A 13,834-nucleotide genomic window follows, 5' to 3' on the forward strand; every position below is an offset into this window, starting at 1 on the left:
ACGGGCAATCCCTCATTCCTTCCCCCATCCGGCTCCTCTATCCTCAAGAACGGCGCCTGCGCAGCGGCTACCGGCTGCGCGGGCCTACACAAGGAGCCGTCATGTCCAGCCAGGCCTCGATGCTCAAGCCTGTGTTGTGGGAGCGCCTGTTCGAACGCGAAAGCGCGCCCAATCTCAGCCTGCAGGGCTGCGTGCGCCAGATGCTGGTGTCCGCCATCCTCAGCGGCCACCTGCCGCCCGGCACGCCGGTGCCGTCCAGCCGGCATCTGGCCGACCAGCTGCGCATTGCGCGCAACACCGTCGTGTTCGCGTATCAACAACTGGTCAGCGAAGGTTATCTGGTGTCGCGCGAACGCAGCGGCCACTTCGTCAGCGACACGGTCATGCGGGGCCATTCCGGACCCGCGTCCGACGCCCCGCCCGGCGACGCTGGCGAACCGGACGTGCACTGGGACGAAAGGCTGCGCTTCCGGCCATCCCGCCAGCGCAACATCACCAAGCCGCGCGACTGGCAGAAGCAGCCCTATCCCTTCGTCTACGCGCAGTTCGACCAGGACCTGTTTCCCACCGCGGAATGGCGCGAGTGCTGCATCAAGGCGCTGTCGGTGCTGGACATCCGCAGCTGGGCGCCCGACCTGATCACGCACGACGATCCCGCGCTCATCGAACAGATCCGCACCCAGGTCCTGCCGCGCCGCGGCGTCTGGGCGGACGCCGAGGAAATCGTCATCACCGTGGGCGCGCAGCACGCGCTCTATCTGCTGGCCGACCTGCTGGTCAATGAAGACACCGTGGTCGGCATGGAAGACCCCGGCTACCCCGACGCCCGCAACATCTTCGCCAGCCACACGCGCAACCTGCTGCCCTTGCCGGTGGACGAACAAGGGCTATGCAGCGGCACCCATCTGCTGGGCTGCGACTACATCTTCGTCACGCCCGGCCACCAATGCCCCACCACGGTGACGCTATCGCCGGAGCGCCGCCAGAACCTGCTGACGCTGGCGCGCCAGGCCGACAGCCTGATCATCGAGGACGACTTCGAAAGCGAGAGCCGCTGGGGCGAAGGCGCGATTCCCGCATTGAAGAGCCAGGATCGCGACGGCCGCGTGATCTACGTGGGCAGCCTGGCCAAGTCCTTCGCCCCAGGCTTGCGCATCGGCTACATCGTGGCCCCGCGCGAGCTCACCGCCGAATTGCGCGCCCTGCGCCGCCTGATGCTGCGCCATCCGTCGGCTTACATCCAGCGCGCGTTTTCGCTGTTCATTTCGCTGGGCCACCACCATTCACTGCTGCGCAGGCAGTCCCAGGCCTACCAGGAACGCGGCACCGAACTGGCCCGCGCGCTGGCGCGGCACCTGCCTGATTTCAAGTCCATCCCCATCACCGGGTCCTCGTTCTGCTGGCTGCAAGGGCCGCCCTGGCTCAATGCGGTCGAGCTGTCGGAGGCGGCGCTGGCCGAAGGCGTGGTGGTCGAGCCGGGCGACGTTTTCTTCATGAACGGCGCCGACGCGCCGCGCAACTTCCTGCGCGTCGGTTTCACCTCGATCCGGCCGGAACACATCGAGCCCGGCATCGCCAGGCTGGCCAAGGTGGTCGAGCGCTACCGCCGTGCCGCCGCCGGCAATAAAAAGGCCCCTGAGGGCCCGGACCTGCACACGCTAGAGCATTTCGTCTCGTAGGTAGTACCAACGGTACAGCAGGCCCTGGCCCAGCCTGCGGAACGGCGCGAACATATGGCCCGGCAAGGGCGAGTCGTAGATCGGCAGGTCCCAGGCCACGCCGTCCTTGCCCATCAAGCGCTGCGCCAGGCGCTTGCCGGCGTGGGCCGAGAACGCCACGCCGTTGCCGCCATAGCCGAAGGCGTAATAGACCGGCTGCGCCGGATCGGGCTGCGTCACGCGCGGCATCATGTCGTGGCTGACGTCCACCCAGCCCCACCAGGAATAGTCCACGTCCACGCCCGCCAGCGTGGGAAACTTGCGCGCCAAGCCCTCGCGCAGCAGCGCCAGATGACGCGGATGCTGCGCGTCGGCGCCGCGCAAGGCGCTGCGGCTGCCTATCTGCATGCGGCCGTCTGGCAGCAGGCGGTAATAGAAGCGCAAGGTCCGCGTGTCGGTGATGAACACCGTGCTTTGCAGGCCCGCGGCGTCACGCTCCGCCGGGGTCAGCACCCGCGTCACCAACGAGTTCGACAGCACCGGCATGATGCGGTTGTCCAGCAGGCGGTTGACGCCTTGCGCGGTGTAGCCGCCGGTGGCGAATGCCACGCGGCGCGCGCGTACATAGCCGTTCGGGGTCTGCAGCCGCACGCCGCCGTTCTCCGAACGCCAGCCCAGCACCGGGCTGCCCGGATGGATACGCACGCCCAGCGCCCGCGCCTGGCGCATGTAGCCATAGGCAAGCTTCAAGGGATGCACGCCCACGCCGTCCGGCTCGTGCATCGCGCCCACCGCCTCGCGGTCGTACACGTAGCGTTCGCGCAATTCCTCCCTGCTCAGCATCCTGGCGTCGTAGCCGAACACCTCACGCATCACGCGGGCTTCGTTCTCCAGGAAGGCCATCTTCTTCTGGCGGTGCGCCGTGTAGAGATGACCGCCCGGCTGCGCGTCGCAATCCACCTGGGCCACCAGGCTCTTCCAGTATTCAAAGCCTTCGCGGATCTCGGCGTCCAGGCGCTTGGCGGTCGCCAGGCCCCAGCGCGCTATCCATTGCGAGCGGTACAGGCGCCCGGATGCGTTCTGCCCCTGCCCGCCATTGCGGCTGGTGCAGCCCCACACCGCGCGGTTGGCTTCGAGCACCACGGCCTTTACGCCGAAGTCACGGGCCAGCGTCAGGGCCGCCGACAGGCCGGTAAAGCCGGAGCCCACGATCACCACGTCGGCGTCGATATCGCCTTCGACCGGGCCGTCGTCCTCGGGCGGCTGGCCGGCGGTCGCGACCCAGTAGGTGGGCGCGTAGTCCTGGCCGCGCCCGGGCGGGGACACCAGCGGATCGTAGGCCGGGTTATACGCGCTGATCGCCGTCCGGCCAGCGGGGGCCGGACCTACAGATTGGAAGGACATTTGAGTATCCATGCTGCGTTCCGGTTGCTGGGCGCGAAAGGCGTCCTCAGCCGCGCGCCGGCAAGGCCGGGCGCTGCTTGCGGTAAGCGTTCTTCACGCGGATCTTGCCGTCGTGGAAGGTGAACACGTCCACCATGTCCGCCTCCACGCGGGAGCCGTCGGCGGCGGTGCCTGTAAAAGTGGACTGGGATACGCCGCGGTCGCCCGCGACCCAATGCGTGGCGTTCTGCCACTGCGCATCGGGGAAGTTCGCCCAGGCCGCGGCGAAGGCCGCGCGCACCGCGTCTCGCCCTTCATGGCGCGCGCCCCATCGTTCGGGGCCGGCCACGGTCTCGAACACGCAGTCCTCGCTCATGAAGGACATCAGGGCGTCGATATCGTGGCGGTTCCAGGCCGCCGCGAATTCGGCCAGCATGTCGGCGGTGACGGTCTTCTGCATTGCATACCTCCGATAGACGCCGGCGCGACGCGCGCCAGCATTCAGATCAAAGGTAAGTGAGCCCTGGTGCAGGGTCTAGAACCAGAAGCGGGAAATCGCTTGCACCAGACGGGGGCCAGGCGCTCGTGCGGCGGCCGGCGTCAGCCGGGCGCGTCGATCCCGGCAAGATCGATGCCGCCTCCCGCGCCTGTCGGCGCTACAGCACCATCCCGCCGTCGATCGTCAGGCTCGACCCCGTCATGTATCCCGATTCGGCGCTCGCGAGCCATGCGACCAGCCCTGCGATTTCGTCAGCGCTGCCGGTCCGCTGCAGTGGAATCATCGGACGGACCATGTCGAGATAAGGGGCCGCCAATTCGGTCTCGACAGGCCCTGGCTGCACGTTGTTGATGGTGATCCCGCGCGGCGCCAGGTCGATGGCGATGCCCTTGACCATCGTGGCCACCGCGGCCTTCGTCATTGAATAGACGCTCGCGGCCGGGCCCCCGATGCGCACGGCCACATTGCTGCCGATCGTGACGATGCGGCCGCCGTGCGCGAGGTGCGCAACCCCTGCCTGGATGGCCAGGAACACGCCTCGCACGTTAATGGCCAGCATCTGGTCAAGATCCGCCAGGCTCACTTCGGCCACCCCGCCCAGCTTCATGATGCCGGCGTTGACCACCACGACGTCAAGCCGCCCGAAACGCTCGACCGCCTGCGCGACGGCCTGCCGGATCGCCTCCGCATTCGCGCTGTCGGCATGGATGGCCAGCGCTTTCGCCCCGCTCGCCTCGATCGCGGCGGCGGTTTCCCGCGCCCGCTCGGGGGCCGAGACGTAGGTGAACGCCACGTCCGCGCCGTCGGCAGCCAGCCGCCGCGCAATGGCGGCGCCAATGCCGCGCGAACCGCCGAATACGATGGCGGCCTTGCGCGCGCCGTTGGTAGTACCTGTCATGATTCACTCCTTTGTAGACTGATTGGGTCGATAGGTCGCCGTAGGAAACGCCGGCAAGTCCCCGGCGCATTCTCCCGGCCACATCGAATCAATCAATCACAAAGATATGAACAGGTAATCCAATTAATTCATGTCTCTCTGGGGCACTCCTTCAGGCCGACGCTTGCGCGAGCCAGGCGTCCATGTTGGCAGGGTCGATGGCGCCGCGCAGGCCAATAAGCACCAGCGACGGCGCGTCCAGATCGGCCGGCGGCCTGGCCTGCGTGTCGTACCGCACCCGCCGCCCGGCCAGTTGGACCAGCACCAGGCCATGCCGGTCGGTACGCACCCAGCCCTTGGCGCGCAGCAGCTGCCTGGGCGCCTCGCGCAGCCTGTTGGCGAACCTGTCGGCGTCGAGCAGCGCAGGCGCGCGCCATAGCCAGCTCTGGAAAGGGTGGTCGGGCTCATCGGACGTTGCGGGGTGGATGTGTCCCGGATGTCCGCAAGCGCCGCTGGCGCATGCACGCGCGAGACCGTGCATCTCGCCCTCGCCCAGCAGGTGACGCAGATCCACGCGCCCTTCCCGCGCCTCGACCATCGCGGCCCCGCGCGTCGCCGCATGCAGCCACTGGCGCAGCGCCGGCAATTCCTCGGCGGACGCGAGGTCGGTCTTGTTCAGCACCAGCAGATCCGCGGCCTTGAGCTGGCGTTCCAGCGTATCGGCCAACAGGGGATCCGCCGCCAGCGCGCGCACGTTCGCGGCGTCGGCCAGGACCACCACGCCCTCCAGCTGCAGCATGGGATCGGCCATGCCGACCTGCGCGATGCGGCCTGGATCCGACACGCCGCTGGCTTCGATCACGATCCATTCGGGCAAGGGGTCCAGCGCCAGGACGCGCGCCAAGGCGTCGTCCAGGCCACCTGCCATCGAACAGCAGACACAGCCGTTGGCCAGCCTGATCACCTGGTCGCTGCGCTGCGCGATCAGTCCGGCGTCGATGTCCACCGGGCCGAAGTCATTGACCAGGACCGCCGCACGGCGGCGAGTGGTGGATAGCACATGATTGAGCAAGGTCGTCTTGCCCGCGCCCAGAAACCCGCCCACCACGGTCAGCGCGATGCGCGCTCCGCCCAACGGCGCCATCTCAGGCCTCCCGCAACGCCAGCGGCCTGCCGCCGATGACCGTGCCCAGCACGCGTACGTCCTTCAGCTGCTCGGGCGGCACTTCCAGCGGATCGTCCTGCAGCACGCAAAAATCGGCATGCTTGCCGATCTCGATGGAGCCCACCAGATGGTCCAGGTGCAGGGTGTAGGCCGCGCCCAGCGTCACGGCGTGCAGGGCCGCCTCCACGCCGATGCGCTCGGATTCGCCCAGCACCTTGCCCGAGGAAGTCTGGCGATTGACCGCGCACCAGGCCGTGAACAGCGGTCCCAGCGGCGTGATGGGCGCGTCCGAGTGGATGGAGAACGGCACGCCGGCGCGCGCCGCCGAAGCGCAGGCGTCCATGCGGTTGGCGCGGTCCGGCCCCATGGTCAGGGCATGGTGCGCATCGCCCCAGTAAAAGATGTGGTTGGCGAAAAGATTGGCGCACATGCCCAGACTGGCCATGCGCCGGAACTGCGCCGCGTCGGCCATCTGGCAATGCTGCAAGGTATGGCGGTGGTCCCGGCGCGGACTGCGGCGCAGGGCGCGGTCGACGGCGTCGATGGCAAGCTCGGTGGCTTCATCGCCATTGGTGTGGATATGCAGCTGCACGCCGGCATCGTGATACGTCTGGACCATGGCGTCCAGTTCGGCCGGCGCGATCACCCAGATGCCGTTGGGCGCGCCGTTGTAGTAGCCCGGCCAGCGCAGCCTGGCCGTAAAGCCCTGGATCGAGCCGTCCACCACCAGCTTGACCATGCCCAGATGCAGCTTGTCGTTGTTGAGCCGCCGGGCATCCTCCAACTTGGCCAGGCAGCGCGCCGGATCGCCCGCATACGTCAGCGCGGACGCGGCGGGCACGATGCGCACCGGATAGTCCGGTTCAGAGGTGATGCGCGCCAGCGTCGCCAGGCCGTCGTCCCCCAGCTCGTTGACCAGGTCCGTGGCGGTCGTGACGCCTGCCCACTGAGCCACCTTGCCGAACATGCGCAGGCCCTCTTCCGACACGCCCACGGTGCGGAACGGGCTGCCGATCAGGCGCATGACGGGAAACATGGCCGCGAATTCGCAGAGCTCGCCGCTGGGGCGCCCATCGTCCATGCGGGTAATGCCTTCGATATCGGTATCGCGGTCGATGCCGGCACGCGCCAGCATCGGGGTATTCACGTTCATCAGGTGCATGCTGGCGTGCATCACCACCACGGGCCGCTCGGCGGAAACGGCGTCCAGGTCCTGCACACGCATGCGCGCGCCGTCGAAGAAGATCGGATCGAAGCCCCAGCCGATCAGCGTTTCGCCGGCTGGTAAGGCACGCTCGGCCTCGCTCAGCCGGGCAGCCACCGCGTCGAAGCTCTTCAGGCCTTCCCAAAGCCGGCCGTCCGGCCCGCGCCGGTCGTAATAGCCCACGTACACGAACTTCCACATGCCGCCTTCCGGCAGGTGGCAATGCCCTTCCACCAGGCCGGGCATGAGCACTTTGTCCGCATAGCGTTCGTCAAGTTCGGCAGGCCCCCAGCCCGCCAGGTCTTCGCGGCTGCCCACGCCCAGGATGCGGCCCTCGCGCACCGCCACATGGGTGGCGCGCGGCTGCATCGGGTTCATGGTCAGGATGCTGCGCGCGGCATAGATCGTGGTTCGTGCGCGGGTCTGGGTCATCGGTCTGTCCTTCTATCGGAGGGTGGGCTTATCCCTGCAGCGGCGACACCAGGACGCCATCGCGGGATTCGACGAAATGGCAGGCCACGCGGTGGCCCGGCGCCACTTCGCGCAGAGCGGGCTCGCGCGTGGTGCAGAGCGGCTGCGCGGCCGGGCAACGGCCGGCGAAGCGGCAGCCGGGCGGCGGATCGACCGGGCTGGGCGGATCCCCCGCCAGCCGTACCCGGCGGGCGGCAAGTTCGCGCCCGCCCTTCACGGTCGGCACCGCCGACATCAGGGCGACGCTGTAGGGATGCAAGGGGCGCGTGAAGAAGGCGTTGCGCGAGGCCTGCTCGATGATCTTGCCCAGATACATGACGGCGATGTCGTCGCAGATGTGCTCCACCACCGCCATGTCGTGCGAGATGAACAGGAATGACTGCCCCTGCTCGCGCTGGATGCGCCGCAGCAGGTTCAGGATCTGCGCGCGGATGGCGATGTCCAGGGCGGACACCGGCTCGTCGCAGACGATCAGGTCCGGCGCGCTGGCCAGGGCCCGGGCCACGTTCAGCCGCTGCCGCTGTCCGCCAGAGAACTGATGCGGAAACAGCTGCCGCTGTTCCGGCCGCAAGCCCACCAGTTCGAACATGCGGGCCACCCGCGCCTCGCGTCCGCCCGGCGGATCGATGCCCATCAGGTCCAGTGGCGACCGCACGATATCGCCCGCGCGCTGGCGCGGATTGAGAGAGGAATACGGATCCTGGAACACCAGCTGCACGCGGCGGCGCATGCGGCGCAGGGCCGAACCGCCCAGCGCCGTCATATCGGTGCCGTCGAAGTGTATGGAACCCGCGGTCGGATCCGCCAGGCGCAGCACCGACAAGGCGGTGGTGGTCTTGCCCGAACCGGACTCGCCCACGATCGCCAGGGTGCGACCGCGCTGCAGCTCGAAGGACACGCCGTCCACGGCCTTCACGACGACGGGCTTGCCATCGCGTCCGCGTCCGCCAATGGGGAAATGCACGGCAAGATCGCGCACGGACAGCAAGGCGGGAGATTGCGGTGATGTCATCGCGCTGCCTCCGGATACAACCAACAGGCCACTTCCTGGCCCTCGCCCACTTGGACCAACGGTGGAAATGCGTCGCGGCAACGGGCCATGGCCTGCCCGCAGCGCTCCATGAACGGACAGCCCGCGCCGCGCTCCCAGATCGAAGGCACCACGCCGGGAATCTCCGGCAGGTCCGGGCGGATGTCGTCGGGCTCGCGGTCCAGTTCCGGCAGACAGGCGATCAGCCCCTGGGTGTAGGGATGGCGCGGCTGCGCCAGGATTTCGCGCACGCCGCCCTGCTCCACCACCCGCCCGCCGTACATGACCACCACGCGGTCGGCCATTTCCGACACCGCGCCCATGTCGTGCGTGATCAGCAGTACCGCGGTGCCGCGCCGGGCCTGTTGCTCGCGCAGCAGGTCGAATATCTGCGCCTGCACAGTCACGTCCAGCGCGGTGGTGGGCTCGTCGGCGATCAGCACGTCCGGATCGCAGGCCAGCGCGATGGCGATCATGACTCGCTGCCGCATGCCGCCGGACATCTGGTGCGGATAGTCGTCCACGCGCCGCTCGGGCAAGGGGATACCCACCGACTTCAGCATGTCGATGGCGCGCTCACGGGCCTGGCTCTTGCTCAGGCCCTGATGCAGGCGCAAGGGCTCCGCAATCTGGTCGCCGACCGTGTACACGGGATTCAGCGCCGTCATGGGCTCCTGGAAGATCATCGATATCTTGTTGCCGCGCACCCGACGCATGGCCTCTTCGTCGTGGCCGGCCAGGTCATCGCCGCGCAGGCGCACGCTGCCCCCGCCTATGCGCCCCGGCGCGGGAATCAGCCGCATGATGGCCAGCGCCGTCATGCTCTTGCCGCAGCCGGATTCGCCCACCAGACACAGGGTCTCGCCAGGGTTCAGGGCAAAGCTCACCGCGCTCAGCACCTCGGCCGCGCGCCCGCGCGCCTGGAATTCCAGGCTCAGGCTATCCACCTCCAGCACCGGGGCGTTCATGCCCGCCCCCGCGAGTTGGGATTCAGCGCGTCGTTCAGCCCGTCGCCGATCAGGCTGACGGCCAGCACGGTCACGAAGATGGCGGCGCCCGGCAGGGTCACCGCCCACCACGCGGTCAGGATGTAGGGGCGGTTGCTGCCTATCATCAGGCCCCAGCTCATGATGTTGGGATCGCCCAGGCCCAGGAACGACAGGCCGGCCTCGAACAGAATCGCCATGCCTATCGCCAGCGTCGCGGACACGATCAGCGGCGCCAAGGCATTGGGCAGGATCACCCGCCAGATGATGCGGGCGTCGCCCGCGCCTATCACCCGCTCCGCCAGCACGTACTCGCGGCGTTTCAGCCGCAGGAATTCGCCGCGCGCCAGCCGCGCCGTGCCTGTCCAGCTGACCACGCCGATCGCCACCGCGATGGTCGCGAGCGAAGGCGAGAACAGCGTCACCAGCACCATGGCGAACAGCAAGGTGGGCAGCACCTGGAAGAACTCGGTGATGCGCATCAGGGTTTCGTCGATCCAGCCGCCGTAGTAGCCTGCCAGCGCCCCGACCGTCAGCCCGATGGCCATGGACAGCACCGCCGCCACCACGCCCACCAGCAGCGTGGCGCGGCCGCCGTAGACCATGCCGGTCAGCACGTCGCGGCCCAGGTAGTCGGTACCCATCAAGGCGTCCGCGCCCGGCGGCGTCATCGGCGCGCCGGCGATCTCGAAGGGGTCCGCCTGCATGACCATGGGGCCGAAGATCGTCACCGCCAGGATGACGGCCAGCAGCAGCACGCCGGCCAGCGCCGAGGGATTGCGCGCGAACACCCGCAGGGCCTCGTACGACGGACGGGCCGGCGGCCGCGCCGTCTGGGCCTGCAAAGCGGCAACGGGAACGGCGGAAGGAGTCTGGCTCATGAGGTCTTGATCCTGGGATCGATCAGGCGGTAGGCCAGATCGGTAAGCTGATTCATCACCACCACCAGCAGCGAAGCGAACAGCAGGATGCCCAGCAGCGTGGGATAGTCGCGCCTGAGCACGGAATCGAAGGCCAGCCGCCCCAGCCCCGGCCAGTTGAAGACCGTCTCGACCAGGATCGCGCCCGCCAGCACATTGCCGAACTGCAGGCCCAGCATGGTCACCACCGGCAGCACGCCGTTGCGCAGCGCGTGCTTGTACAGCACGGTGCGTTCCGGCAGACCCTTGGCGCGCGCGGTGCGGATGTAGTCGGCCGACAGGGCCTCCATGACGCTGGCGCGCGCCAGCCGGCTGTACTGCGCCAGGTAGACAAATGCCAAGGTGAAGGCCGGCAGCACCAGATGGTGCAGCACGTCCAGCACGCCGGCCCAGCCGTCCTGGGGTCCGCCGGCAGAGCGCATGTCGGACACCGGGAAGATCGGCAGCACCGAGGCGAACAGGATGATGAGGATAATGCCGGTCCAGAACACCGGCGCGGAATAGCCCACCACCGACAGCAGCGTGATGCCTTGCGACAGCGGTCCATTGGGCTTGCGCGCGGCCAGCGTGCCCAACAGCGTGCCTGCCAGGAAAGCGCTCAGCACCGAGGTCACCACCAGCAGCAGCGTGGCCGGCACGCGATCCCAGATCAGTTGCGCCACCGGCACGTTGAAAAAGTAGGAATAGCCCAGGTCGCCGCGCAGCACCTGCATCAGATAGATGCCCAGCTGCGTCAGGAAGGGTTGATCCAGCCCGTACTGCGTGCGCAACTGCGCCCGCAGTTCTTCGCTGATGCCGCCCATGGAGCCAGCAATGGTCTCCACCGGATCGCCCGGCGAGATGTGGATCAGCAGGAAGTTCAGCGTCACCACGGCCAGCAGCAGCACCAGCGCGTAGGCCAGGCGGCGCAGGAGATAGCGCGTCATGGCGGCCCCCTACTGCAAGTAGGTATCGTCCATGGGCGAGATGACGCCCCAGATCCCGTCCGGCAGCCCGTGCACCTTCTTCGAGGACAAGGTGTGGTACGGAATGACCGTGAGGAAATCGATGGGTACGTCCGCGGTGACCAGGCGCTGGAATTCGGCGTAGAGCGCGCGGCGCTTGTCCGCGTCGGTTTCGGTGCCAGCCTGCTCCAGCAGCTCGTCCACCTTGGGATTGGCGTAGGACTGCGTATTGGTCCAGATGATGTCGCGGATGTTGCTGGACAGATAGGTGCGGTGCACGCCGATCACCGGATCGCCCCAGTTGAAGACGATGTCGGTGGTCATGTCGAAATCCTTGCTGGCGATGCGCTTGGCCCAGGTCGGGAAGTCCGGCGAGGCGCGCACCTGCACCGCGATGCCGACCTTCTTCAGCTGGCTGCGCAGGTACTCCGCCACGTTCTTGCCCTGCACGTCGGAACCCGGCATATAGTCCACGGTCAGCGACAGGCGTTCGCCCTTGGCGTCCTTCTTGAAGCCCGCTTCTTCCAGCAACTGTTCGGACTTCTTCAGGTCCAGCGGATACTTGGCGACGTCCTGGGTGGCGAACGGGCTGGTGCCGATGATGGGACCGTCGGCGGGCTGGGCGAAACCGGCGTTCAGCGCCTTGGTGATGAAACCTTTGTCGGTGGCGTAGGCGATAGCCTGCCGCACCCGCACGTCGTTCAGCGGCTTGCGCGCGGTGTTGAAGGCCAGCCAGCTCAGCGCGCCTATACCTTCGTAGCCCTTGCTGGTCATGACGATGGCGGGATTGTCCTTGGCGCGCCGCAGGATGGTGGGCTCGGTCATGAACGGCAGCACGCCGATGTCGCCGCGTTCCAATCCGATCAGCAGATTGGTCGCGTCCGGATTGATCTTCACCACGATCCGGTCCAGGTAGGGTTTGCCGGGCAGGAAGAACTTGTCGAATTTCTCCAGCACAATTTCCTGCCCGGGCTTGAACTCCTTGAACTTGAACGGACCCGACCCGACCACGTCGGCCGAATTGCGAGGGTGGTTCTTCAGGTCCTGGCCGTCGTCATAGATGTGCTTGGGCAGCACCGGCATCAAGGCCGGCGACAGCGCCAGCAGGATGGCCGGATGCGGCTTGTTCATGCGCAGCACCACCGTGTAGGGGTCCGGCGTGTCCACGGCCTCCACCGGCGCGAACATGGTCTGGAACGGGTGGTTCTTCTTGACCGCCATGACGGAAAACGCCACGTCGGCCGAGGTCACCGGCTTGCCGTCATGGAACAGCGCGTCCTTGCGCAGATGCAGGGTCAGCGACTTGCCGTCCGGCGCCAATTCCCAGGACTGGGCCAGATAGGGTTGCGGCTTCCAATCGGCGTCGTAGCGCAGCAGGCTGGCGAACAGCTGCGTGCTGGGCAAGGCGGTGGCGATGCCCGACTGCACCGCGCCGTTCAGGTGACGCGGCACTTGCGTCGAACCGATCACCAGCGTGCCGCCCGGCTTGGGCGCGTCCGCGGCCATGGCTCCGCCCGCCAGGGCCAGCGCCGTCAGAATCGTGGTCAGGCATTTTTTTGCGCTGCGCATGTTCTACCCCTTGATCTTGTGTGTCGCGAACCATTCAACGGATGGCCTTGGGGGTAGCGTATCCAGCCTGAGGGTCCAGGCTTAGTACCAAACCGCCGGACTTTTTGGAGCCAGTCGCGTCGACGGCCGGAACTCAGGCAGCCTGCGCCCGCGCATACAACGAGGCCACCGCGCAGCTGTTGACGCGGGCTTGCATGGAATCGGAGCGGCTGGTCAGCAGCACGGGCACGCGCGTGCCTAGCACCAGCCCGGCCGTACCCGCGCCGGCCAGCCAGGTCAGTTCCTTGTAGAGCATGTTGCCGGCCTCGATATCCGGCACCAGCAGGATGTCGGCATCGCCCGCCACGCGCGACACGATGCCCTTCTGGTCGGCCGCCTCGCGCGAGATGGCGTTGTCGAAGGCCAGCGGGCCGTCGATATCGCCGCCGCGGATCTGCTGGCGGTCCGCCATCTTCGACAGGGCCGCCGCATCCAGCGTGGCGGGCATGGAAGGGTTGACGGACTCGGTGGCGCACAGCACCGCCAGCTTGGGCCGTTCCACGCCCAGCGCGCGCGCCAGGTCGATGGCGTTCTGCGCGATGTCGGCCTTTTCCTGCAGGGTCGGCGCGATGTTGACGGCTGCGTCGGTCAGGATGAAGAGCTTGGGATAGGCCGCAACCGCCATCACGAAGGCATGGCTGATGCGTCTGTCGGTGCGCAGGCCTGCTTCGCGCGCCACCACCGCCGACATGAAGTGGTCGGTATGCAGGCTGCCCTTCATCAGCATGCGCACCGCGCCATCGCGCGCCAGCGCCGCCGATGCGCGCGCGGCCTGCACCTCGTCGTCGGGCGTATCGACCACTTCCAGCTCGCCTTCGCGCAGCCCCAGGTCCGCCATCAGGGTGCGCAGCCGGCCCGCGGGGCCGACCAGCACTGGTTCGATGTAGCCCGCGTCGCGCGCCTGCACGGCCGCGCCCAGACTGGTCGGACACAAGGGATACGCTACCGCAGTGCGCAAGCGTCCGGCCGCCGCGCAGCACGTCGATCACGCGCGCCTTCACGTCGGGCCAGACGTCTCGCAGCTTGTCGACGGGGGAATGGGCCATCGGGCTGCCGGCCCCGACCCGCACGGTCACGACACTGACCCGC

12 protein-coding genes and 1 pseudogene are annotated in these 13,834 nt (G+C 67.7%); 1 reads left to right on the top strand and 12 read right to left on the bottom strand.

Annotated features, from left to right (window positions below; translation table 11 throughout):
- Positions 1–101 precede the first annotated feature (101 nt).
- The gene (gene pdxR, locus AC6LKD_RS18330; protein WP_498117031.1) at positions 102–1,679 is read left to right on the top strand and encodes a MocR-like pyridoxine biosynthesis transcription factor PdxR; all 1,578 of its coding nucleotides are present in this window, start codon (positions 102–104) and stop codon (positions 1,677–1,679) included.
- Here pdxR and AC6LKD_RS18335 read toward each other — a convergent pair.
- The 12 genes and pseudogenes from AC6LKD_RS18335 to trkA all read right to left on the bottom strand — a co-directional run.
- Positions 1,659–3,062: an NAD(P)/FAD-dependent oxidoreductase gene (locus AC6LKD_RS18335; RefSeq protein ID WP_498117032.1), complete on the bottom strand. Its 1,404-nt coding sequence runs from the start codon at positions 3,060–3,062 to the stop codon at positions 1,659–1,661. The two genes, pdxR and AC6LKD_RS18335, sit on opposite strands and share 21 nt — an antisense overlap.
- Positions 3,063–3,108: 46 nt before the next feature.
- Positions 3,109–3,501 carry a nuclear transport factor 2 family protein gene (locus AC6LKD_RS18340; protein ID WP_013393524.1) on the bottom strand — a complete coding sequence of 131 codons (393 nt, stop codon included), beginning with the start codon at positions 3,499–3,501 and terminating at the stop codon, positions 3,109–3,111.
- Between the two features lie 196 nt (positions 3,502–3,697).
- Positions 3,698–4,438 carry an SDR family NAD(P)-dependent oxidoreductase gene (locus tag AC6LKD_RS18345; RefSeq protein WP_498117033.1) on the bottom strand — a complete coding sequence of 247 codons (741 nt, stop codon included), beginning with the start codon at positions 4,436–4,438 and terminating at the stop codon, positions 3,698–3,700.
- A gap of 151 nt (positions 4,439–4,589) precedes the next feature.
- The gene (locus tag AC6LKD_RS18350) at positions 4,590–5,561 is read right to left on the bottom strand and encodes a CobW family GTP-binding protein (protein WP_498117034.1); all 972 of its coding nucleotides are present in this window, start codon (positions 5,559–5,561) and stop codon (positions 4,590–4,592) included.
- Between the two features lies 1 nt (position 5,562).
- Positions 5,563–7,218, bottom strand: coding sequence for an amidohydrolase (locus tag AC6LKD_RS18355; RefSeq protein ID WP_498117035.1), 1,656 nt, complete (start codon positions 7,216–7,218; stop codon positions 5,563–5,565).
- A 28-nt stretch (positions 7,219–7,246) separates the two neighbouring features.
- A complete protein-coding gene (locus AC6LKD_RS18360) occupies positions 7,247–8,269 on the bottom strand; it encodes an ABC transporter ATP-binding protein (RefSeq protein ID WP_498117036.1) in 1,023 nt (340 codons plus the stop codon).
- A complete protein-coding gene (locus tag AC6LKD_RS18365; protein ID WP_013393519.1) occupies positions 8,266–9,255 on the bottom strand; it encodes an ABC transporter ATP-binding protein in 990 nt (329 codons plus the stop codon). The genes AC6LKD_RS18360 and AC6LKD_RS18365 overlap by 4 nt, the downstream gene beginning before the upstream one ends.
- Entirely contained in the window at positions 9,252–10,154 is a 903-nt protein-coding gene (locus tag AC6LKD_RS18370) for an ABC transporter permease (RefSeq protein ID WP_498117037.1), read from the bottom strand. Before AC6LKD_RS18370 ends, AC6LKD_RS18365 begins: the two co-directional genes overlap by 4 nt.
- Positions 10,151–11,119: an ABC transporter permease gene (locus tag AC6LKD_RS18375; protein WP_498117039.1), complete on the bottom strand. Its 969-nt coding sequence runs from the start codon at positions 11,117–11,119 to the stop codon at positions 10,151–10,153. The genes AC6LKD_RS18370 and AC6LKD_RS18375 overlap by 4 nt, the downstream gene beginning before the upstream one ends.
- 9 nt (positions 11,120–11,128) lie before the next feature.
- Positions 11,129–12,706, bottom strand: a complete 1,578-nt coding sequence (locus AC6LKD_RS18380) for an ABC transporter substrate-binding protein (protein ID WP_498117041.1) — start codon at positions 12,704–12,706, stop codon at positions 11,129–11,131.
- 133 nt (positions 12,707–12,839) lie between these two features.
- The gene (locus tag AC6LKD_RS18385) at positions 12,840–13,679 is read right to left on the bottom strand and encodes a bifunctional enoyl-CoA hydratase/phosphate acetyltransferase (RefSeq protein WP_498117042.1); all 840 of its coding nucleotides are present in this window, start codon (positions 13,677–13,679) and stop codon (positions 12,840–12,842) included.
- Positions 13,666–13,834: pseudogene (gene trkA / locus AC6LKD_RS18390) on the bottom strand (Trk system potassium transporter TrkA); the annotation flags it as partial. The pseudogene trkA and the gene AC6LKD_RS18385, both read right to left, overlap by 14 nt.

Source organism: Achromobacter sp. D7-1, assembly GCF_059760445.1.